General features: G+C 34.7%; 18 protein-coding genes and 1 riboswitch. Of the genes, 9 read left to right on the plus strand and 9 right to left on the minus strand.

Features of this window, described 5'->3' with window-relative positions:
- Window positions 1-105 precede the first annotated feature (105 nt).
- The 3 genes from PLX19_RS10915 to PLX19_RS10925 are packed head-to-tail and all read left to right on the plus strand — an operon-like array spanning window position 106 to window position 2,668.
- Entirely contained in the window at window positions 106-1,023 is a 918-nt protein-coding gene (locus PLX19_RS10915) for an ABC transporter ATP-binding protein (RefSeq protein WP_272188610.1), read from the plus strand.
- The gene (locus PLX19_RS10920) at window positions 1,016-1,948 is read left to right on the plus strand and encodes an ABC transporter permease subunit (protein WP_272188611.1); all 933 of its coding nucleotides are present in this window, start codon (window positions 1,016-1,018) and stop codon (window positions 1,946-1,948) included. The genes PLX19_RS10915 and PLX19_RS10920 overlap by 8 nt, the downstream gene beginning before the upstream one ends.
- Before the next feature lie 18 nt (window positions 1,949-1,966).
- The gene (locus PLX19_RS10925) at window positions 1,967-2,668 is read left to right on the plus strand and encodes a hypothetical protein (RefSeq protein ID WP_272188612.1); all 702 of its coding nucleotides are present in this window, start codon (window positions 1,967-1,969) and stop codon (window positions 2,666-2,668) included.
- Between the two features lie 174 nt (window positions 2,669-2,842).
- Here PLX19_RS10925 and metK read toward each other — a convergent pair whose 3' ends face one another.
- Window positions 2,843-4,042, minus strand: coding sequence for a methionine adenosyltransferase (gene metK, locus PLX19_RS10930; RefSeq protein ID WP_020060222.1), 1,200 nt, complete (start codon window positions 4,040-4,042; stop codon window positions 2,843-2,845).
- Between the two features lie 165 nt (window positions 4,043-4,207).
- Window positions 4,208-4,330, minus strand: a riboswitch (SAM riboswitch).
- Between the two features lie 219 nt (window positions 4,331-4,549).
- Between metK and pckA the strand changes: the two genes are divergently transcribed.
- Window positions 4,550-6,136, plus strand: coding sequence for a phosphoenolpyruvate carboxykinase (ATP) (pckA, locus tag PLX19_RS10935; RefSeq protein WP_272188728.1), 1,587 nt, complete (start codon window positions 4,550-4,552; stop codon window positions 6,134-6,136).
- 132 nt (window positions 6,137-6,268) lie between these two features.
- Here pckA and PLX19_RS10940 read toward each other — a convergent pair whose 3' ends face one another.
- The gene (locus tag PLX19_RS10940) at window positions 6,269-6,640 is read right to left on the minus strand and encodes an ATP synthase subunit I (protein WP_272188613.1); all 372 of its coding nucleotides are present in this window, start codon (window positions 6,638-6,640) and stop codon (window positions 6,269-6,271) included.
- A gap of 354 nt (window positions 6,641-6,994) precedes the next feature.
- Here PLX19_RS10940 and PLX19_RS10945 point away from each other — a divergent pair, with 354 nt between their 5' ends.
- Both PLX19_RS10945 and PLX19_RS10950 read left to right on the plus strand, forming a co-directional pair.
- Entirely contained in the window at window positions 6,995-7,216 is a 222-nt protein-coding gene (locus tag PLX19_RS10945) for a hypothetical protein (RefSeq protein WP_020060219.1), read from the plus strand.
- 320 nt (window positions 7,217-7,536) lie between these two features.
- A complete protein-coding gene (locus PLX19_RS10950; protein ID WP_272188614.1) occupies window positions 7,537-9,240 on the plus strand; it encodes a hypothetical protein in 1,704 nt (567 codons plus the stop codon).
- Window positions 9,241-9,354: 114 nt separating this feature from the next.
- Here PLX19_RS10950 and PLX19_RS10955 read toward each other — a convergent pair whose 3' ends face one another.
- On the minus strand, window positions 9,355-9,678 hold the full coding sequence (locus PLX19_RS10955) for an iron-sulfur cluster biosynthesis family protein (protein ID WP_272188615.1): 324 nt from the start codon (window positions 9,676-9,678) through the stop codon (window positions 9,355-9,357).
- A gap of 136 nt (window positions 9,679-9,814) precedes the next feature.
- Between PLX19_RS10955 and PLX19_RS10960 the strand changes: the two genes are divergently transcribed.
- Entirely contained in the window at window positions 9,815-10,717 is a 903-nt protein-coding gene (locus PLX19_RS10960) for a Nif3-like dinuclear metal center hexameric protein (RefSeq protein ID WP_272188616.1), read from the plus strand.
- A 128-nt stretch (window positions 10,718-10,845) separates the two neighbouring features.
- Here PLX19_RS10960 and PLX19_RS10965 read toward each other — a convergent pair whose 3' ends face one another.
- From PLX19_RS10965 to PLX19_RS10985, 5 genes are all read right to left on the minus strand, one after another.
- Window positions 10,846-12,453, minus strand: a complete 1,608-nt coding sequence (locus PLX19_RS10965; protein ID WP_442869042.1) for a family 14 glycosylhydrolase — start codon at window positions 12,451-12,453, stop codon at window positions 10,846-10,848.
- A gap of 645 nt (window positions 12,454-13,098) precedes the next feature.
- Entirely contained in the window at window positions 13,099-13,587 is a 489-nt protein-coding gene (locus PLX19_RS10970; protein ID WP_272188619.1) for a DM13 domain-containing protein, read from the minus strand.
- Between the two features lie 87 nt (window positions 13,588-13,674).
- Window positions 13,675-14,733: a sensor histidine kinase gene (locus tag PLX19_RS10975; RefSeq protein ID WP_272188620.1), complete on the minus strand. Its 1,059-nt coding sequence runs from the start codon at window positions 14,731-14,733 to the stop codon at window positions 13,675-13,677.
- Window positions 14,730-15,443, minus strand: a complete 714-nt coding sequence (locus PLX19_RS10980) for a response regulator transcription factor (protein ID WP_272188621.1) — start codon at window positions 15,441-15,443, stop codon at window positions 14,730-14,732. Before PLX19_RS10980 ends, PLX19_RS10975 begins: the two co-directional genes overlap by 4 nt.
- A gap of 667 nt (window positions 15,444-16,110) precedes the next feature.
- Window positions 16,111-18,426: a binary toxin-like calcium binding domain-containing protein gene (locus PLX19_RS10985; RefSeq protein ID WP_272188622.1), complete on the minus strand. Its 2,316-nt coding sequence runs from the start codon at window positions 18,424-18,426 to the stop codon at window positions 16,111-16,113.
- 374 nt (window positions 18,427-18,800) lie between these two features.
- Here PLX19_RS10985 and PLX19_RS10990 point away from each other — a divergent pair, with 374 nt between their 5' ends.
- A complete protein-coding gene (locus tag PLX19_RS10990) occupies window positions 18,801-18,917 on the plus strand; it encodes a YjcZ family sporulation protein (RefSeq protein ID WP_272188623.1) in 117 nt (38 codons plus the stop codon).
- A gap of 52 nt (window positions 18,918-18,969) precedes the next feature.
- Here PLX19_RS10990 and PLX19_RS10995 read toward each other — a convergent pair whose 3' ends face one another.
- On the minus strand, window positions 18,970-19,995 hold the full coding sequence (locus PLX19_RS10995; RefSeq protein ID WP_272188624.1) for a thermonuclease family protein: 1,026 nt from the start codon (window positions 19,993-19,995) through the stop codon (window positions 18,970-18,972).
- A gap of 1,081 nt (window positions 19,996-21,076) precedes the next feature.
- Here PLX19_RS10995 and hblC point away from each other — a divergent pair.
- Complete coding sequence (gene hblC / locus PLX19_RS11000) at window positions 21,077-22,396, plus strand: hemolysin BL lytic component L2 (RefSeq protein WP_272188626.1); 1,320 nt, start codon at window positions 21,077-21,079, stop codon at window positions 22,394-22,396.
- The last annotated feature ends 25 nt before the right edge of the window (window positions 22,397-22,421 follow it).

Here is a 22,421-nt window from a genome sequence, read left to right on the forward strand (position 1 = left end):
TTTTGTCACTGTGCTTTATTACATTCATTTTGATACGTTAATAACTAAGAACACGACTCATCGTATTGAGTTGAAAATTAAAATGAATAAGGAGATGAAAAAAAAATGAGTATCTTGAAAATAAACAATTTAACTAAAAAAATTAGAAGAAAAACACTTGTCAATCAATTATCGTTTGATGTGAATGAAGGAGAAATACTTGGACTCCTCGGTCCAAATGGAGCTGGAAAAACTACCACAATTAGAATGATAGTTGGATTAATTTCAAAGTCTAGCGGAACGGTTGAAATTAATGGAAAAAACATAGATAACAATTTTAAAGAAGCAATGAGACATGTAGGAGTAATTGTTGAGAATCCTGATTTGTACAAATTTTTATCTGGCTATGATAATCTTCTTCATTTCTCTCGAATGACACCCAGTGTCCCTAACGAACGATTAAATGAGGTCGTATCTTTAGTTGGGTTGGAGAAAAGTATTCATAACAAAGTTTCGACTTATTCTTTAGGAATGAAACAACGGCTCGCTCTTGCGATTGTTTTATTACACAAGCCCTTACTTCTACTGTTAGATGAACCTACAAATGGACTTGATCCTAAAGGTATTCGTGATTTAAGACTTCACTTAAAGAAACTAGCCAAAAGTGAAAATGTAGCAATTGTTGTATCAAGTCACCAAATGGCTGAAATGGAAATGATGTGTGACCGTATAGCCATTATTGATAAGGGTTATATGGTAGGTTTACATGACATGAAAGATATTACAAAAGAAAAGATAAGTTGTGTTCAATTTGAAGTAGACCGAACGGATTTAGCTATTCCAGTACTTCAAAAGTTATTAGTAGGAGCAGAAATTGTAACAAACCAAAATATGATTAATATTACAATTAGTAAAGAACGTATACCAGAAATTAGTGATACGTTAGCAAGAAGTGGAGTAAATGTTTATGGTGTTCAAACGATTAAAACCACTTTAGAAGACAAATTCATCGAAATGACAGGGGATGAACTACGTAATGCTTAATCTAATCAAGAATGAAAACATGAAAACTTTTAAACGTAAAAGAACTTGGGTAATGATAGGAGTTATGGTTCTATTTATTCTAGTGCAATTTCTAAATGTGAAATTTTCTCATCAAGTTAACTATGGAGATGATTGGAAAACCTCCCTTATAGAAGAAAATGCATTACTTAAAGTTGAAAAAGAATCTAAAACATTACCGCTGGAAATACTCGAAAATGAAAAAAATTTTTTACTAAATAAGTATTACATTGACAACAATATAAAACCGGAAAACAATGCATGGTTCTTTACAATTGGACAAAGTACAAATTTTTTAGTAGCGATTTCTATTCTTACCTTAATAATAGCTGGTGAAAGTGTCGCAAGTGAATTTCAATCCGGGACGATTAAATTTTTATTAACTCGAACTGCTACTCGTACACAAATATATTTTTCTAAATATATTTCGACTTTATTATTTGGACTATTTTTAGTCGGAATCACCTTTATTTTTTCAATTCTATTTAGTGGTATTCTTTTAGGATTTGATGGCATAAACAGCGACTACTTATTCGTCAAAGATCAAGTCGTTCAAAAAACAAGTGTCCTTCAAGCACTAATTGGTAGCTTACTCTTTAAAATTCCTTTCTTAATTATTGTTGCGACTTTCGCATTTATGATTTCAGCTGCATTTAAAAGTTCAACATTCTCGATCGTCTTTTCTCTTTTAATAACAATTACAGGTTTTGTTATGAGCATTTCATTAAAAGGTTTCAGTTGGACACAATATTTTATCTTCTCTAATACAGACTTATCAAATTTTATATACGAGAGTCCACCTGTAGAAGGAATGTCCTTAAGCTTTGCTCTTGTATTAATCTTCATTCATCTATTCATCATGCACTTGGTTTCGTATCCCATTTTTGTGAAAAGAGATGTTGTTTAAAGACTGGAGGAAAGCAAAATGAAGCAAAAGTTAATTATTTTTTGTACGTTAATCACTTTAATCCTTACTGGCTGTTCTAGTTCTGAAAGTGAAACAAAGGAACAAAAACTGGAACTACCAGCCTCTAATGTTAAAAAATTAACATTAGATAATCGTAATGGTAATATTGATATTTCAACAAATTCTACATCGGATAAAATAGAAGCTTCTATCCATGCAAAAGCAAAAGGAATCAGCATAGACAAATTAAAACTAGACCTTTCAGAAAAAAATGGAGTCGCCAACTTAAATACTTCTTTTGATGGGCAATTCTTTAGTAGTAGTGAAACTTGGGTTGATGTTAAACTCTCAGTACCTAAGAACGTAAAAGTGGAATTTAAAGAAAACCATAGAGACGGAGCTATTACAGTTTCTAAATTGGATTCAGATATAAACATTCTTAATGTGAATGGAAATATAGACATTTCCAATGTTAAAGGGACTGTTAGTGTGACAAATAGGGATGGAAAAATTAATATTTCCAATGTGTCATCTGACATCAATGTCGATAATAATAATGGGGCAGTTGTTATTAAAGATATTAATGGATCAGTACGGGCTAAGATTGGGGATGGATCAGCCGATATAAATAGTATTGAAAAAAACGTAACGATCTTAGGTGCTAAAAACGATAAGATAAAAGTGGATGGTGTTAAAGGGAAAGTAACATTCAATAAATAGCGTTTGACTTTTTGATATGAAAATGAATGAAACCAACCGCATTTTTTTGTGAAACGACCATATAACATAGTCAAACATTCTTGCTTATTTTTAAAATACGCAAGAGAAAAATTTATGTATTCCCATAAATAAAAAAAGCTTTGCGCACACGCGCAAAGCTTTTTTCTTCCTATATTATAGACCAGCTTGCTCTTTTAAAGCTTCAGCTTTGTCTGTACGTTCCCATGATAGATCTACATCAGTACGTCCGAAGTGGCCGTAAGCTGCTGTTTGTTTGTAAATTGGGCGACGTAAGTCTAACATTTTGATGATTCCAGCTGGGCGAAGATCGAAGTTGCTTCGAACTAGTTCTACTAGTACTTCTTCAGATACTTTACCAGTGCCGAATGTATCAACAGAGATAGATACTGGTTGTGCTACGCCGATTGCGTATGCAAGTTGTACTTCTGCTTTGTCAGCAAGTCCTGCTGCTACGATGTTTTTCGCAACGTAACGAGCTGCGTATGCTGCAGAGCGGTCAACTTTTGTCGCATCCTTACCAGAGAATGCACCGCCGCCGTGACGAGCATATCCGCCGTAAGTATCTACGATAATTTTACGACCTGTTAAACCAGCATCCCCTTGTGGTCCACCGATAACGAAGCGGCCAGTTGGGTTAATGAAGAATTTTGTTTCTTCATCGATTAATTCAGCTGGTACAACTGGTTTGATAACAAATTCTTTTAAGTTGCGATCGATTTGTTCCCAAGCAATCTCTGGATGATGTTGCGTAGAAATTACGATTGTATCGACGCGAACTGGTTTACCATTTTCATCATACTCAACTGTTACTTGTGTTTTACCGTCCGGACGTAAATATGGTAATGTATCATCCTTACGAACTTCCGTTAAACGACGAGCTAATTTGTGAGCAAGTGAGATTGGAAGTGGCATTAATTCTTTTGTTTCATTACATGCGAAGCCAAACATTAAACCTTGGTCGCCAGCACCGATTGCTTCAATCTCTTCGTCAGTCATTTGACCTTCGCGTGCTTCTAACGCTTGGTCAACACCCATTGCGATGTCAGCAGATTGCTCATCGATAGATGTTAAAACTGCACAAGTTTCTGCATCGAATCCGTATTTTGCACGAGTATAACCGATTCCTTGAATTGTTTCACGAACGATTTTTGGAATATCTACATAAGTAGAAGTTGTAATCTCTCCCGCTACCAATACTAAACCAGTTGTTACTGTTGTTTCACAAGCTACACGTGCGTTTGCATCTTTTGCTAAGATTGCATCTAAAATTGAATCAGAAATTTGGTCACAAATTTTATCTGGATGTCCTTCAGTTACAGATTCAGATGTGAACAGATGACGTTTTTTTGTCATGTGGTAAACCTCCCTACAGTAATTGTATATATTGTACGGAACTCATCCTTAATTTGCCACAAACTGCGACATTCATGTATTTTCCCACACAAGTGCAAAAGAAAAACCCTTCCTTAATAGAGGAAAGGTTGTATTTGCTACTTGCATACTGCTTTTTGCCCTTCGCTCTTATCGTTCGAGACAATTCGCCTCGCACAGGTTTAAGCACCTATTCACTTGTTTGTTGTCCATACAAGTGAGGTTGCCGGGCTTCATCGGGCCTGTCCCTCCGCCAGCTCGGGATAAGAGAGTATCCGTCCTCAACTATACTAAAGAAATGACTTTCATTTGTCAATCCAAATACACATATTCCTATAAGTTTTTCATACCAGAAATTTATGGAAAAAAATAATATAATAACACAAACAAAAACAAATAAATAGTATACATTATTTATATGATTGTGTTATACTTTTGGTGGGGATTACGATGAATATTCATAAATCAAATAAAGGATGGTATATAAATATGAGTACTGCGAATGTCCAAATTGGATTACATGAACTATTGAACGGAAGCAATGCACAGGTTCAATTGAGCGTTCCGCAATTAACGGAAAAGGTATTAATGAGAAAAGAAGGTCAATTATCTTCTACTGGCGCAGTTTCTGTTTCAACAGGAAAATATACAGGACGTTCTCCGAAAGATAAATTTATTGTAGACGAAGCATCTGTTACGGACAAAATTGCTTGGGGATCTGTTAACCAACCAATTTCTGAAGAACATTTCAATAAATTATATACAAAAGTGCTAGAATACTTAAAAGATAAGGAAGAACTATTCGTATTCAAAGGATTTGCAGGAGCAGACCGCAACTACCGTCTTCCTCTTCAAGTTATTAATGAATATGCTTGGCATAACCTATTTGCGCACCAATTATTCATTCGTCCAACTGAAGAAGAATTACAAGATCATGATGCACAGTTCACAATTGTATCTGCACCAAACTTTAAAGCAGATCCAGAAGTTGACGGCACAAATTCAGAAACATTTATTATCGTTTCTTTTGAAAAGCGTATCGTGTTAATCGGCGGCACAGAATACGCTGGTGAAATGAAAAAATCAATCTTCTCTATCATGAACTACTTACTTCCAGAGCAAGACATTTTCTCTATGCACTGCTCTGCAAACGTAGGCGAAGAAGGCGATGTTGCTTTATTCTTTGGTTTATCTGGAACAGGTAAGACAACATTATCTGCTGATCCAAATCGTAAATTAATTGGTGATGATGAGCACGGTTGGTCTGATAACGGTGTGTTTAATATTGAAGGCGGTTGCTATGCAAAATGTGTGAACTTATCTCGTGAGAAAGAGCCACAAATCTTTGATGCAATTAAATTCGGCTCTGTTTTAGAAAACGTTGTAATTGATGAACATACACGCATTGCAAATTACGATGATACTGCATTAACAGAAAATACACGTGCAGCTTATCCAATTGATGCAATTGATAACATCGTATTACCTAGCGTTGCAGGTCATCCTAATACAATTATTTTCTTAACTGCTGATGCATTCGGCGTGTTGCCTCCAATCAGTAAATTAACGAAAGAGCAAGCTATGTATCATTTCTTAAGCGGTTACACTAGTAAACTAGCAGGAACTGAGCGCGGTATTACTTCTCCGCAAGCAACATTCTCAACATGCTTCGGTTCTCCATTCTTACCACTTGATGCATCTCGCTACGCAGAAATGCTTGGTGAAAAGATCGAGAAGCATGATGCAAAAGTATTCTTAGTGAACACTGGCTGGACTGGCGGCGAATACGGCGTTGGAAAACGTATGAACTTAGGTCATACACGCGCAATGGTGCAAGCTGCGTTAAACGGCGAGCTTGACAACACTGAAACAGCAAAACATGATATCTTTGGTCTTGAAGTACCACTTCATGTTCCTGGTGTACCTGATGAAGTATTAATGCCAGAACAAACATGGACTGACAAAGAAGCTTACAAAGTAAAAGCAACTGAACTTGCAAATAAGTTCAAAGAAAACTTCAAGAAATTTGATACTGTTTCTGAAACAGTTGTAAACCTTGGCGGTCCAATCGCTTAACCTGACTTTAATGTGAATAAGTATGTTGTGATTGCAAGAAAACAAGTATTCACCGACAAAGCCCATGTTTTCTTGTAATTGCGCATACTTACATATAAAAGAGGCTTACGAGTAATCTCGCAAGCCTCTTCCTTATTTCTTCACATCTTTCATACTGTAATATGCTAAATTAATCACAATTAATATATACCCGCCCATAATCCCAACAGCAAATGCCCACATCACCATATGATGCTCAATCTCGTACATAATAATGGCACCAAGTATTGCTGCTGCAAATCTGTTTATCATACCAAGAGTTGGTGACTTACTTTTTTTCACTATGCTCTCTCCGATTTTTTCAATGCGGCGCCCTAAAATCCAAACACAATATGTGCTCACGAGAAAACCAAGACCGATTCCTAAAAAGTGCGGAGAAAACGGAGTAAATGTCCAGCCTAACAGCATCAGTGCTAAAATATAATATGTTTGTACTTTAAATGTTTGTAACGACATGCTAATCATGTTCTGGCTCCTCTACTGCAAAATCTCTATATCAAATATCATCCAAATTAAAAAACAACGTAAAAACCACTTTTTTAGGTGGGTAAAAATATGTAATCGATTCCCTACCACGTGCAATACAAAAACAAATCATCTCTCCATAGCAGCTGTTTAAATGGATTTACAAATTTTAAACTATTTTGATAGTGTTTATATTATTAAATTGCATTTAAGAAATAACATTATACAAAAAATCTCTTGCAAATAACGAGTCGAATTGTGTCGTTTTTTCAAACATTTTTTTATAAAATAAGATATCATTCTAACAAAATGTGGATATTATATAGTAAGTACACAATAAAGGAGGGACTTCCATTGCTCTTCTTTCTCATCGCTCTTATTCATTTCCTTATCCCGGCTCTCGTCGGCTTAACGTTATATTGGTATACACCTAAGCATAGTGTTTTCTATGCCGTCCTCAGCGTTCTTCTCACCGGTATGATTCTCGTCACTTATTTCCGCTTCCCTTTTCTTAACTGGATTCCATTTGTTATAGCAATTTTGTATCTTATTTTATTGCCGAAAATCAAAAAATAAGAAAGCAGATCTACTCTGCTTTCTTATTTTGATATATTTTCTTTTACAAGTAACGTCTGACTTTACAAACCATAGGACCATTGAACTACTCCTACCTATCTTCTTCGCTTCTCTCAATCTTGAGGTGGGGGTCTTACTGCCCGTTAATGCGGGATAAATATAGCACTCAAACATTTCCTCTTTTTTATAAGTAATACCTTTTTTCATCTCATTCATAAATCCGACAAAATATTCGCTGTTTATTTGTTGATATAAATTTGGTAAAATAACCTTATATTTCCATGATATGTATAAATCAAAATATATGGAGGATAAAAATCGTGAAGTTAATAAAGGTTAATAAAAAAGATGCTTTAGCATTCTCCGCTATCATCGCCCATATATTCATATGTACTATTATACAAATGAATTTATTTTGGGACAAAGATTTAGTATTGGCAGGAGATGATATAGGATTCCACTTTAATCGTGTATTCGGATTAGCTGAAGCAATCAAAACATCTCACTACCCATTTTACATTGATAGTACCTTTTTAAATGGATATGGTTATGCAACAAATTGGTTTTATTCTAACCTTTTTCTATTTCCAATGGCTATTTTATTGAATTTAGGATACAGTTTAGTAGTTTCCTATAGAACTTATATAATAATTTATACAATAGCAACAGCATGCGTAACTTATTATTGTGCCTATAAAATGAGTAAAAAGGTAACTTCATCAAGCTTTATGACTATATTGTATGTCTTTTCACTCTATAGAGCATTTGATGTTTATCAAAGAGCTGCGCTTGGGGAGTCATTGGCGTTTATCTTTCTTCCTGTTATATTGTATGGAATTTATGAAATTTTATATGGACAGAAAAGAAAGTGGTACATTTTAACGATTGGGTTCACTGGAATGATTTATACTCATGTTTTATCAAGTGTATTAGCTTTTTGCATGTTACTACTCTTCCTGCTCTTTTCAATTAATAGACTCTGGGAGGATAAAACAAAAATAATTTATTTTGTTATTGCTGGCGGAGTAACAATCTTACTATCAGCTTTTTTTATTTTTCCAATGGTAGAGCAAATGGCATCGAATACCTTCTATCTCAATACATATACTTTTACAACACCTGGCGATACGATGTATTCACTAGGAAAATTATGCAAAAGCATTATATTAAACAATAAAGGTTCTGCAATTATAGGAGTAGGATACGTTCTATTTTTACCATTAATATATAGATTTAACATTAAAAAGAAAAATGCAATAATAAGTTTTGCTGACAAATGCTTATTAATCGCAATGATATTTTTACTAATGACAACAAACTACTCCCCATGGAAACACTTCCATATGCTAGACGTTATACAATTCACATTTAGACTTTTTGCACTTGTAACATTATTAATGGCATTTAGCTGTTCTGTTTATATAGGCTATGCTATTAAGAAAAAATATCATTCAATCGGTTTGCTAGTTATTGTTCTTTCTCTATTATTCAGTAATACATCGACAATAGCTCAATATTATAAAGATTTTCGTATACATGACCAAAATCAATTTAGAGGAGAGCAAACTTTTAAAGATTCATATAATATAGGTGCAGGTTCTGAATACCTGCCTTCTGTTACAAAGATCGATGTTTTAAAATCTCGAAAGAAAGACGAAGTGAAAACAAGAAATCATACCACGAAACTAAGTCATATAGTAAAGGAAGGCAATGAACTTTATATAAATTTTGATGCAAAGAATAAAGATGTCTTAGAACTTCCAATGATTTATTACAAAGGCTATGAGGTGAAAATTAACAACAAAATAGTTCCGATAAAAATGTCTAACAACGGATTGATAGAAGTACCGATCCAAGAAAAAGGTAAAATGGAAGTATCATACCCAGGAACAGCTATTCAAAAATTCTCCTTTTACACTTCTATTACTACTTTCGTTATGTTGATGATTTTCATTCGTTTAAAAAGTATTAGAAGAAATAAAGAAAAGAAACATGACATAGATTCCACAATAAAATACGCCTAATTTCACTTTTCACTAAGAAATTACCATAAATAATATTCGTTAATTTTTGATATTTTATGTTTGGGAATAAATTAGAAGAAAGCAAAGATGATCTGCTTTCTTCTTTTTCATGAATTACACCCGAACATGCAATTTCATATTCGGATTATAATATTGACTCGGGCTTTTTAATTGAAAGGTTCCCCCAGATTCAGAAAAATCAACAGTCAAGTTATCATCCATAAAAACAAGCTTCGTTCGATCGGCAATAAACTGAAACTTGTTTGATGGAATGTCCACGTCTTGCTCATCTTTTTCTAGTGCAGCGACTAAGTCAATAATCCCACTCATCACACAGCCGCATCCTTCTGTATCGTAAAATAATTTTATATATTTAGCTTCACTTGGAATTATCTTTTTTATTTTCGCATATGCTGCGTCCGTTACGGTCACATTCATTGTTTTTCCTCCTACCTATATCACGATTATTCTATTGTAGCATTCTTTTTTTATAAATCGGTTCGATTTTTATATACAGAAAATTCATTAAACCATATAATTAAATTGATATATTTTCCCAAAGGAGGTTTTCCTCATGCCAAAACTTCAAGAACTAGAATATCAGTTGAATACGTTATTTTCCGTACACAAATACGGAATAGATCCTGGGTTTAGCCGTTTCCTCCCAGCTGCTTATGATCCAATTTCATTTCCTTGGCAAGAGTTCTTTGAAGATGATTTCGTGACATACTTTAATGGGCTCATGATAAAAGGAGCAGCTGTTGTTCGCAATGTCTTTCTAGCTGTTTTTCCAACTAACGAAGTGCTTGATAAGTTTCTTACTGAAGGAACAGCTGGAGACTTATTATTTATGCATCATCCGCTTGTCATGGAATGCGGCGATCCGCAAGGCTTACCAGGGCGCGGGTTCATTCCTATTCCAAATCACTATTTGCAAGCAATAAAGGACAAGGGATTATCCGTATACACATGTCATGCGCCAATGGACCGTCATCAAACGTATGGGACAAGTATCGCCATCGCCAAAGCACTACATGCATCCGTAATTGAAAGCTTCGCTGAAGGCGATGGATTGATTTGTGAAATAGCTCCAACACATACAAATGAGCTAATGGAAAAAGCAAAAAAGATTTTTGACATCCCGTATGTAGACTTTGAAGGACAAACACGTTCTCATATTTCGAAAATCGCAATCATCGCTGGCTGCGGTGATAAAGTAAGCATGATGCAAGAAGCTGAGGAAAAAGGCGCGCAAGCTTATGTTACTGGGGAAGTGCATTGTCATATCGACAACGACTATGGCAAAAGGAAATATGCCATCATGAAAGAGTACATACCGCATACAAATATGTCGCTCATCGGCGTTTCCCACTCTGCATCGGAGTATTTAGTAAAGAAGACACTCATGTATGACTGGTTTTCGCAAAATTTTAATGTCAATGTTGTCTTGCTGCCGCAGGAAAAATGGTGGTATTAATTTAGAAAGCGCTATCCTTTCTGTATGAAAAATAAAGCAACCAAATTTATCATATATTTGGTTGCTTAGCTTGCCCTTTATCATTGTTTACTTCAACAAAAATTAAAAATTTCTTTTAAGCAATGAAACTACCATAAATCCGTATACACAGTAGAAGTCACTGGAATTGGTGTCCAATATTGCTGATTTGGCTGCCATGCTTTAATCGTTCCATCTTGGCGCTTAATAAACGCTTTGAATTGAACATTTCGCTCAGCTGGTAAGTAAACTGTGCCTCTCCAATCTCCGTAAGTAGAGTTATATGATAATTTAATAGGATATAGTGTTGTATCCCACTGCCCTAACTCGGCACGATCTCCAGCAATATACACTGTATCTCCAGTAGTTGTTGGTGCATTTTTTACAACAATTGTTTGCGAAGTAGGAGTAACTCCTAAAGTATCTTTGAACTGTGCCATCAATGTATTATTGTACATAACATCTTGATAACGAAGCAGTGTGAATCCCGCAAAGTTATAATTAAAAGCCATTTCAGCTGCTTTCTTATATTCATTATCGCTTCCTATGCTTAACGCATTTTCGCCATTTAGGACAATCCCTTTTTCATTCGCAAGCTTAGCTACTTGTTTTACAAGTGTTTTTGGCATTGAATATTCTGGATATGTTCCCTTATCTGACATTTCTAAGCAGGTAAATGTTAAATCTAATTTTGCACTCTTAAAGGCGTCTAACAAACTACTATAATCATTATATCCCGCCGGCTTTTCAGCACTGTGCGGAAGATTTGGATTGTTGTATTGCCAATGAACACCAGCAACTTTTGCTCCAATTGGTACGTGGAACGTATTATCAAATGCAGAATGAGCTAATTCACCTATCAATTTTGTATGTTCTTCTAACACACCTTCATACCACTTTAAGAAATCTTCACCGTACTTTGTTTGATAGCCGATTGTCAAAAATTGATTTCCATCAGATGGAGGAAGTACTTGTGACATAGAAGTTAAGTTTGTCCCCCAAGCTTTGTTTATTCCTGCTAAAGATCCATATTTTTGTAATGTCCAAGAACGAAATTGCTCTTTCGCAAATTCCGTATAAGCTTGAAACTTCCCTCTAGACGGGTAACCTGATCCATCAGCCGACGTATAAGATGGATAACGTGTTTCTCCAGCCGGACCGCCCGATAAATAAATCTTCGAAATGACATCTTTATACGGAGCCATCGCCTCTGCAAAAGCATTATATAGTTCTCCGTACTGCTTTCGAATTACATCTGAAGCTAGCGGATTTAATGTTTCTTTATTAATCGTTCCTGTTTCCGATTTAAAATATAAACTATCATCTGATTTTTGATTCCATATCCAAGAAGGAAGCGGTACATTGCAATCATCTCCAACATTACCGCCACATTGATGCGTTGAAATAATCGGAATCATTTTCATACCAGCATTTCTTACAGATTGTGCAAAGCGCTGGGCATAAGAAAAATCAAATTGTTGATCTCCATTCTTCTCCATATCTCCCCACCAAAAATCAACAGTAATAGCAGAGAAGCCGTTTTGTTTTGCCCAGCGTAAATCATTTTCAAACGTCTCCCATGTCATCATATCGGGTATTTTCTTTAGCGGTGCCATAATATATGCTTTGTAATTTCCGTTCATTGATTGCCCGTTTACAGCTGCATAACTCTGGCTTGGAAAAATTGAAAAAGCAAACAATATAAGAACAGATAACATGGCAATACTACAGCCTTTTAAATATTTTTTCATACGCTCTCTCCTTTTCTAAAAATTAAGACTACAAATAATAAAAACTTGAATGAAGGCAAAGGGTTTCATTCTATATTTGTAATTACAAACATACATGTATGCGTTTACATATTATCATTTATTGCAATCGTTTGCATTATTTTTCTCATATTTTACTAGCTTTTTATATGTATTATAAATCCATTTTCATTTTTCGACATATAATATAAGTCACTGCTATACAGCAGCATAACATGACCGCTACTTACTTTCTCCCCCTGTTTTAAACCTCGCACGTGGCAGGAATAGACCCTGACTGCTTCTATGCACGGCCAGATGCTCTCGTTCCCCCTAAAAAAAAGGGTTTTATATATTATTTAATTTATGTTTATAAATATAATTTTATAAAAATTAAAAAACAGGTAATAGATTTCAGTTCTATCACCCGTTTTTTATATACATCCATTTTCATTTTTCGACATATAAGTCGCTGCTATACAGAATACAACATGACCTGTACTTGCTTGCTTCCTTTGTTTTAAACCTCGCACGTGGCAGGAATAGATCCTGATCGCTTCTATGCATAGCCAGATACTCTTGATCACCTAGAAAAAAGGGGGGTATGTCCGTTTTTCAATTTTTATTTACATATGCCACGCCAAAGTTCTCATTAAATCTCTTACACCATACAGAAACTGCGCCGTATGCACTTACATCTATCTCATCAGGAATCTCATAGTTTTGATCGCCTTTGTTTCCTTTTAATTTTCCTAATTCAATATACTTATAATTTTTAACATCTTCATTATTTTTCAATTGCTTTGTAGGAACTAATACAACTCGAACATCCGGTCCGTTAGAAGTTGTAAAATTAGTAAGGCGTAAAATACGTTTTCCATCTGCTAATTGATGGATTGTTGCTGTTCCAGTTGTTTCATGGACACCGCTTTGAAACTGTCCTTGGCTTATTACCTGCTTTGTTTCTTTTGATTTCATTTCTGTTTGCGGCAATGTTTCATTTACTTTCTTATCAATAAATAATTTCTCTGGGCGGAATAAGGACCACAATATCCCCCCAACAATTATGAATGCTCCTATAAGGAATATATGTTTTCTTTTCATAAAGTAAGTTCCCTCCTCTAACACTTATATGTTAGCAAGGAAATCTCTCATTTCCATAACATAACTATTACAAAAGTCTTTCACGCCTTATTTTTTTTCTAATGTAATAGGAAGCGTAAACCAAAATTCAGTTCCTTGTTTCCCATCTAAACGATCTCGCACACCAATTTCGCCTTTGTGCATTTCAACTAATGATTTTGCGATAGCTAATCCAAGCCCGGATCCTCCAGATTGCGAACTTCTGGACTGATCCGTTCGATAGAAACGTTCAAATATGCGTAATTGATCATTGTATTTGATGCCTTGTCCTTCATCACGAATAATAAATTGGACATGTTGCTTCTGCTTATTTTCTTCCACAATCAAATCAATTGTGGAAGCTGCAGGAGAATACCGAATTGCATTATGTAACAAATTACTAATAACCCGTACTATTTTACACGGCATAATCAAAAGCCGAGGCAATGTATCAGACACCTGTACTTCTAAATGCATTCGTTTTTCCTCTAGCAAGATAGAATGTGAATCTAGTACTTCTAATAGCACTCTGTCCACATGTGTTAAACTTGGATGAAACTCTTCTTGTCCAAGTTCTAACTTGGAAAGATCAAATAAGTTATTAATTAAACCATTTAATCTTTGCATTTCCTTTAATATTGTGGCTAAGTACTGCTTTTTCATGTCAGGATCTTCAATTACATTATCTTGCATTGCTTCTATCATCAATTGTACGCTGGCAATGGGTGTTCTTAAGTCATGTGAAATATTGGAAATCAGCTCTGTACGCGCTTTTTCCCCTTCTTCTAACTTCGTAAATCCTTCTTCTAACTTTTTCGCCATCTTCTGAAAAGCTGTTGCGAGTTCCTTAAACTCTCGGGGTTCTTTTCCAATTATATACATCGTTTCAAAATGCCTATCACTAAATTGTTGTGATAATGCAATTAAATTTTGAATGGATCTCATAATCGGGCGTGTTAATAACCAATAGATAAGAGTTGACAGAATCATTGCTACAATCGCAACTCCTGTTAATAACCGAGTTTGTTCTGGTCTAAGTAACATTCTCGTATCACTGTACCATATCGCAATGACCATGATACTCATGCTTAATGAATTCATCAATAACAATTGATAACGTAGTTTCATGTTTCATTTCCTCCACTCGGATCAAAACGATACCCTATGCCCCAAACAGTATGAATCCAACGGTTCTTTGTCGTGTGCTTATCCAATTTTTCACGTAAACGACTCATTAACACCGTTACTGTATTGGTGCAACCTTCATATTCAAATTCCCAAATTTGCTCAAGAAGCTGCGACCGAGAAAACACCTGTTTTGGATGTTTTGCCATCGTATAAAGTACTTCAAACTCTTTAACGGTTAAGTCAACTTCATTTCCACAAACAAATACACTTCTCTTTGCTGGATAAATCTCTAAATCTGAAAACTCTATCACTTCTAATTCCGGTTCTTTCGTTTGCACGACTGGCTGGTTCCCTCTTCTTAATATAATTTGAACCCTTAAAACTAATTCGCGAGGCGAAAACGGCTTTGTCACATAATCATCTGCCCCAATTGTTAAGCCTAAAATGCGATCTCTTTCCTCGCCTCTAGCGGTTAACATAATAATAGGAACGTTCGATTGTTGACGAATTTCCTCACATAACTCCCAGCCATCTTTTTTCGGCATCATTAAATCTAAAATAATTAAATCTGGTTGATATTGTTGAAACGCATTCCAGCCTTCTGTTCCATTTTCAGCTGTAAATACTTCATACCCTTCTCTCTCTAAATACCGTTTACATATTTCTCTAATATTCTCTTCGTCTTCTATAATTACAATTCTTTGTTTCATAACTAGAACCCCCGCTGTTCTTTTCTATGTATCTATTTTAATTTCCCGACATATAAGCAGAATACAACAAAACCTGTACTCTCTCTTCTTCTGTTTTCAACTTTGCCTATGGTAGAAAACAAGCATATACTCTTGTACATGAAAAGAAATCTATCATTTTTTGCTTATAGTTATCTTTTATGCAAATATAATAATTGATAATATATATATTCCAAGTCAAGAACTATAGTCATTTATTCACGAAAAATAATGATACAATTCAGGTGACATACTTAAAAGGAGAATACTGTTATATTTTCAACCCTTTGAGGATTACATATCGAAGTTTTAAATGTTGAGCATAGAATTGGAAAGGCTTTGTTACATAATATAAGTCCTTATTGCGATTAATGGGATTAATACACTAATCAATTTCTACTAAGCTTAGAAAAATCTTGTAGTAAAAATACCATTGTTATGATAACCATTCCAAAATTGAATGCAAGAGCTATTATAACAGAAAAGTCAATGATATAAGAGAGTACAATACAAATTGAAAAGATTGAAGCAAGAAGCGGAATGAATTTTTTCGTTGCGGTTCTTCAACATAGAAATCTTTCAGTAAAAAATAGAAACAGACTGCAAAGCCATCTAAAAGAAACACTTTGCAGTCTTATAATTTCTTACTTTATTTCACACTTTCTAATTCCCATTGGTGATAATTACCTGGTGAAGTTGTATGCTCAGATCTTAAAACACGCTCACCAGCACCCACAAGCGGGGCAATACCATTATCTGCAACAGAACTAGTCCACTGATTTTCTCTAGATGTTATATAAGTAGAATCAGATTTTAGATAGAAGTTCTTCTGATTAGGAAGTTTGTCTAATTTAATAGCAGATCTATTATTTTCTTGATCTAACCAGCTATAATCATATCCATTTCCAATGTTGAGATACTGATAACCACTGTGATTACTATTCGTAAACTTAAGAAACACTTCTTCATCTTTTTTGAATGGTTCTTCAGGTTTAGGTTTTCCTTTTCTTTCAATTAATACTGGTGTTGCTTGAATGTCTGGTCCATGTATTGCTTGTTGGATAGGACCGAGTCTCAATCCATCCCAATTATTACTCTTAAGTGAAAAGTGTACATATCTCCCATTAATTGATTGACTTAAAGTACCGGCGGACCAGGATTCCTTTACACCATCATGAAAGTTAACAGATGACTTCAAATAGTACTTTTTACCTTCTACTATAGGTTCTCCAGAATTATCTACTACTAATTTATCGATAGCTTCTAGATAGCTTTTATTTGACACAAGAGGCGTGAAGACTTCAGTTTTATTCTCTTTTTCATCAATAAGTTCAAACTTAGCGGAATTTTCTCCAAGAGATCTACGGTTTATCGCTAAGTCTACAGGTTCATTTTCTTTAGATTCATACACATTTGAATTCTGATTTCGAACTAGTGTTACCTTTTGATTCTCACCTTTTTTATTACGAACCGTAACAAATATTTCTTCATTCAAATTAAATATCCCTGGTATAACTGATGCGTAAATCTTTTTCTTGCTATAATCATAACTGCTATATGATAGAGTCGGTCGTAGTGCACGGTTATCAAAGAAACCAAGGTTCTTACCTCGTTCTAAAAGAGTCCGATTTGGACCATAACGAACTCGCTCTGGGTTTAGTCGACCATTTACTATATAATTCGCTACCCAACCTTTATCAGCTATCTCAGTATGTGCAAAGAATTCGTCTAGTGAAAGATTATGATTAATGTTAGCAGGCTTTTCCTTGCCCGTTCTTGGTGTATAGACTCTATATTTTGGTATAGAACCGTAGTTTGTTTCTACTAATGTAGTAGAAGCATTTACATTTGATGCAAAATGCGACCAATCTCCTAAATTTACAAATTGTCCATCTTTCATTGTATACACATTCATCGTACTAGTAGGCAAGACTTCAATAGAAAGGGGTGCCCCTTGTTCTACTGCTTTTAATTCATCCAGTGTTAGGGAAATTTTTACATCCACTTGACCTTCTACACTATCCATTAGAATTTCAGTTTTATTGTTTCCACCTTTTGCTGTAGTTAACAAGTTGGCTTTATAACGATCTTGTGTTGCCTTTACAGTATTAATAATTTTATTACCTAATCGAATGTTAAAGTGAGGTGAAACATCCCCAGCAGATGCAGTACCTGTGTTTTTATATTCTAGATGGAAACGCACATTTGCTGCTTTAGCTGAATCAACAGTTGTTGCTGTTGACCAATCAAAACTATTAGAGATGCTTTCTGTTTCCGTTTTTGTATTAGAGTAACCATATCCTACATTTAACGATCCTTTTCCTGAAGGGACAGGACCCGCTGCCGATCCCTCGGCGCCGCCTTCAACACCTAATCCAACATTAAAAGAATGTTGGACAGATAAACTTTTTTCCCAACTTTTAGTACGCGATTCACCATTTGAATCTGTAATACTAGCAACGGGAGTAATATCGATACGTTTTACAGCAATTTGTAGATTTGGTACATTCGCAATCATGGGATTAAAATCTATATCAGAATCACTATCATAATGCTCCACTTCATAGTTATCTGTAAAAGGGTCCCCATCTGAGTTTGCACTCTTCGGATTTGTTATAAATCTCTTTTTCCCAAAGTCTTCCACAAGGTCATATAACTGGGCTTCATTTTTCCCTGTCTTTTCATTAAATACAATTTTAAATCCTTTTTCTTCCACATCATTAGGAATACCATCCTCGTCCCAATCGTTATTTGCCTGTGGCTCTTCCATAATCATGATTCCCTTTTTTCCAGAATCACCATAGATAATATTCTGTCCGTCCTTTAGATTTTTATCTTCTTTAAAGGTCTCCACTTTTCCATCTTGTTCAGGCTTTGTTTCGGCTAAAGCAGGGGATGCTAAAGTTAGCGCCATCGTTACACTGCTTAATACAGCAAATGCTGGCTTCAATTTTTTTTTCTTCATTATCATTTTCCTCCTTGTTTACTAAGGACATGAGTACATTCACTAGTAAGATTGACTTCATCATATCTAACAAATCTTTCATTTCTCTCTCATAAATGTTACAAAAGTCTTGCGAAAAACTTTCATTGTTACTATGACGTTATTAATCTTTTAGAAAAAATACAGAGAGTTCTAGATTTCCCAAAGGTTTTCAAAAATTCACGAATACTACTCCGAGACAATACCGACAAAAACATGCTGTACTATAAGCAACAAAAATCATCTTTTAAGCCATGCACTCTATCGTTCTAGGACACATAATGTATTGTAAATCCGCCGAAAGATCTCTAACTGTAGCTCTCATTGTTTGTTTCTATTAAAAGGAGGAATAAATTATGGGTTTTGGAGCTGGTTGTAGTGGCTTCGGTGGCGGATTTGCCTTACTGATTGTATTGTTTATTCTACTAATCATAATCGGTTGTAGTTGTTTTGGAGGCGGATTCGGCTGCTGATGCTAAAGAAAAAAGCTGTTCCAAAATATTTTGGAAACAGCTTTTTTTGTATTTACTTATCACAAGCCATTCCATCGCCATCTCGGTCTAATTTAGACGAATAGGCTGGATGACCTTTTGGAATATTGGAGAACCCAGCTGCTTTTGCTTCTTTACAGCTGCTAAAATGGTATTCACCCTGTGGTAAGTTGTTATTGGGTTGTTGTTTCTGTTCTGGTTTTGGCTGTGCTTCAGTTGGCGCAGGTTGTGATTGTTTCGAGGCCGGTGCAGATGTAGCAGGCTTTGCTGTTTTATTTTTATCAAAGCCGTTATCTGTTGCATAGTTTTCTACACTCCAAATACCTTTCTTATTTGCCTGTGCCTTTGTTTGGAATTCGCGTAAATAATCGACATACTTTGTATTCGGCGCATATATATATGCCACGCGCGCTAACCCTTGTTCAATTAGTAATCGATTTAGCATCTGTCCATCTACCCATACATAAGCTAATAGACGTCCGTATTTTTCACGTTCACTTACATCTAATTCAAGCTGAATTTTCTTTCCCTCGCTTGCGTATTTCTTCGTGAATGCACTTGCTTCTGGTCCGAATGGTTGCACACCTAGACGTGGATGTTTTGTTTCGGGTGTATCAACAAGCAAAAAGCGCACTGTTTCTTCTTTCCCATTCTCTAATTGCACTTTCAGCGTATCGCCGTCAATATTTTTACGTACAGTTGCATTTACCACGCGATTCGTATTCATTTTATTTTTTTCATCATCAATATGATGAATCGAATCATTCACTAAGCTTTCGTTTTGTACTTTATTTTCTGCACTGTTTGGCGTGTTATTTTCACGATCTGCCACTGTCACATCTTCATACGTACTGTTTTCTTGTTGTTTTTTTAATTCTTCCTGCTTTTTCTGGTCCTCTTCTTGCTTCTTTTGTTCCTCAGCTTTCTGCTGTTCCTCAGCCTTTTTTTGTTTTTCTACATTTGCATCCTTGTTTTCTGTCGCTTTTGCATTATTGCCGCATGCAGCTAAATGAAAGGCAAACACACTACACATAAGCAATGTTGCTAACTTTTTCAACATTTAGTAATCCTCCTAGAACAATGGTATAAATAATTCCTTAATCTATATTAACAAATATACAATTTTACATTTGTCGAATTTTGTCGTAATAATCCATGTTTTGTTAAGGTGATTAAAGAAATTCGCAAACTGATCATTCTGTAAAATAGACACTACTTGGAATACATCTATAGCTGGACCATATGTTACGTCTTCCACAAATCCATGCTTTCTTAACTCCTACCACTCCCGCAATTCAAAATGAATTCATTAAGCTACTGAAAAGCTCCCATACATAATTGTGCATCTACTGATTTGTTCCCTTGCAATTTCTCTGTTAGAGGGACGGTATCAAAAAAAGAAAAATGTACGTTTAAAAATATTTTTAGTATATCTCATTCCCTGTAGAAGATCCCCCTGTAATGTTTATCCCATATTAACGGGAAGTGAGATCCCCAATTCAAGATTGCGAGAGAAGCAAAGAAGATAGGCGGGGAATAACTGTCCGTATAGGCCCAATTGGTGAGGGCTAACCATGAGTGGGGGATGAAGCCCCACTCATGGAAATTTCACTTTATAGAAAACATAATTACTATTCATAGGATAATAATTTTATAGATTATTTATCGTTGAAATGACTATATTGATATGCAATTTTACATTTCCCAAATAAAGTAAACCAATATACAAGGTACTATTAAATTATATTAAAAACATATTTTAATAAGCGATTTATATAAACTGATGAAAACCTTTACATCTAAGTCCTAATTATCAAATTATAACTATTTCACTTAATGAAGTGATTCATAGCATTTAATTTTTTAGATATAATATTTTTTCAAATGCGAATATGGAACATCTAAATTTTAAAATATAGTCGATGGAATTTTATTGTTTACTTATCAAAAACATAATGTTTACAATGAGGGCGTAAGGTCCTTACATTCCATGAAAATAGATCATAACGAGAGTTTCTTGATTTCACACTCTATCCGAAAGAATTTTCTTACCTCAATTATGCAAGAAGAAAGCAAAGAGATAGTTCGTTCAAGATGTATGAATAAAATTGTAAAAAGACAATAGTGAAGAGGTGTACTGAATGAAAAATAAAATACTTACAGGATTTTTAATAACATCCATTGTTACTGGAGCAAATATTCCTATCAATACTCTCGCAACGCCAATCGTTCAGGCAGAAACGCAACAAGAGAACACGGATATTTCCTCATCATTACGAAAATTAGGTGCACAATCTAAATTAATCCAAACATATATAGATAAAGCTTTAATGAGTCCTAATGTACAGCTTATGGAGGTTCCATCTTTAAATACGAACCAATCCTTAATCAAACAAGATATGAACGAATGGTCATCGGAACTTTATCCAAAGCTAATTCTATTAAACTCAAAAAGTAAGGGATTTGTAACTAAATTTAATAGCTACTATCCAGCATTAAAAGGATTTGTAGACAATAGAGAAGATAAAGAAGGATTTTTGGATAGACTAGAAGTTCTTCAAGACATGACTATGACGAACCAAGACAACGTACAACGCCAAATTAATGAATTAACAGATCTTAAATCAGAGCTTGATAAAAAACTTACAGATCTCGATGCTGATGTTACAAAAGCGCAAGGGGTACTAAGTTCAGATGGAACAGGAAAAATAGACCAGCTAAAAGGTGAAATACTAAATACCCAAAAATCAATTCAAGATGATTTACAACAAATAGCGTTGTTACCAGGAGCTTTAAATGAACAAGGGTTTGTTATATTCAAAGAAGTCTATAATCTTTCAAAAGATATCATTGAACCGGCTGCTCAAACAGCAGTGGCAGCATATAACAAAGGAAAAGAAATTAACAACTCTATTTTAGAGGCAGAGAAAAAAGTAGAGCAAGAATTGAAAGAAAAAGGTAAATCTGCTGTAGAGATCGAAGCTGCCAAAAAAGAAGCTCGTGAAGCAATTGAGAAAACTAAGCAAGCTGAAATAGCTGCAGCTGCAGTTACAAAAACGAAAGAGTATGATCTTACGAAAGTTATTGATTCTGAAAAAATTAAACAAACATATAGTGCCTTTGCTGAAATAAATAAACTAACAGCAGAGCAACGAGCACATTTAGCTGATTTAGAGACACAAAACCAAAAATTTTATGATTTAACAAAGAATCTAACAGTAGCAGATCTGCAAAAATCAATGCTTCTTATTATGCAAAATGATTTACATACATTTGCTAATCAAGTGGATGTAGAACTTGACTTACTGAAACGCTATAAAGAAGATTTGAATCTAATCAAAAATAATATTACAAAATTATCTACTAATGTTGATACAACTGACCAGCAGTCTCAAAAAGATACATTAAGACAATTAAAAAATGTAACAAGTTACCTTGAAGAACAAGCTAATAAGTTTTAATATTATGAATTTAATAAAAATATAA

It is taken from the genome of Bacillus sp. BP-3 (genome assembly GCF_028401955.1).
Taxonomy (GTDB): Bacteria; Bacillota; Bacilli; order Bacillales; family Bacillaceae_G; genus Bacillus_A.

Excerpts from the sequence above, each read along its gene's own strand:
- PLX19_RS10915 (WP_272188610.1), top strand. The coding sequence starts at position 106 with ATGAGTATCTTGAAAATAAACAATTTAACTAAAAAAATTAGAAGAAAA.
- PLX19_RS10920 (WP_272188611.1), top strand. The coding sequence starts at position 1,016 with ATGCTTAATCTAATCAAGAATGAAAACATGAAAACTTTTAAACGTAAA.
- PLX19_RS10925 (WP_272188612.1), top strand. The coding sequence starts at position 1,967 with ATGAAGCAAAAGTTAATTATTTTTTGTACGTTAATCACTTTAATCCTT.
- metK (WP_020060222.1), bottom strand. The coding sequence starts at position 4,042 with ATGACAAAAAAACGTCATCTGTTCACATCTGAATCTGTAACTGAAGGA.
- pckA (WP_272188728.1), top strand. The coding sequence starts at position 4,550 with ATGAGTACTGCGAATGTCCAAATTGGATTACATGAACTATTGAACGGA.
- PLX19_RS10940 (WP_272188613.1), bottom strand. The coding sequence starts at position 6,640 with ATGATTAGCATGTCGTTACAAACATTTAAAGTACAAACATATTATATT.
- PLX19_RS10955 (WP_272188615.1), bottom strand. The coding sequence starts at position 9,678 with ATGAATGTGACCGTAACGGACGCAGCATATGCGAAAATAAAAAAGATA.
- PLX19_RS10960 (WP_272188616.1), top strand. The coding sequence starts at position 9,815 with ATGCCAAAACTTCAAGAACTAGAATATCAGTTGAATACGTTATTTTCC.
- PLX19_RS10965 (WP_442869042.1), bottom strand. The coding sequence starts at position 12,453 with ATGTTATCTGTTCTTATATTGTTTGCTTTTTCAATTTTTCCAAGCCAG.
- PLX19_RS10970 (WP_272188619.1), bottom strand. The coding sequence starts at position 13,587 with ATGAAAAGAAAACATATATTCCTTATAGGAGCATTCATAATTGTTGGG.
- PLX19_RS10975 (WP_272188620.1), bottom strand. The coding sequence starts at position 14,733 with ATGAAACTACGTTATCAATTGTTATTGATGAATTCATTAAGCATGAGT.
- PLX19_RS10980 (WP_272188621.1), bottom strand. The coding sequence starts at position 15,443 with ATGAAACAAAGAATTGTAATTATAGAAGACGAAGAGAATATTAGAGAA.
- PLX19_RS10985 (WP_272188622.1), bottom strand. The coding sequence starts at position 18,426 with ATGAAGAAAAAAAAATTGAAGCCAGCATTTGCTGTATTAAGCAGTGTA.
- PLX19_RS10990 (WP_272188623.1), top strand. The coding sequence starts at position 18,801 with ATGGGTTTTGGAGCTGGTTGTAGTGGCTTCGGTGGCGGATTTGCCTTA.
- PLX19_RS10995 (WP_272188624.1), bottom strand. The coding sequence starts at position 19,995 with ATGTTGAAAAAGTTAGCAACATTGCTTATGTGTAGTGTGTTTGCCTTT.
- hblC (WP_272188626.1), top strand. The coding sequence starts at position 21,077 with ATGAAAAATAAAATACTTACAGGATTTTTAATAACATCCATTGTTACT.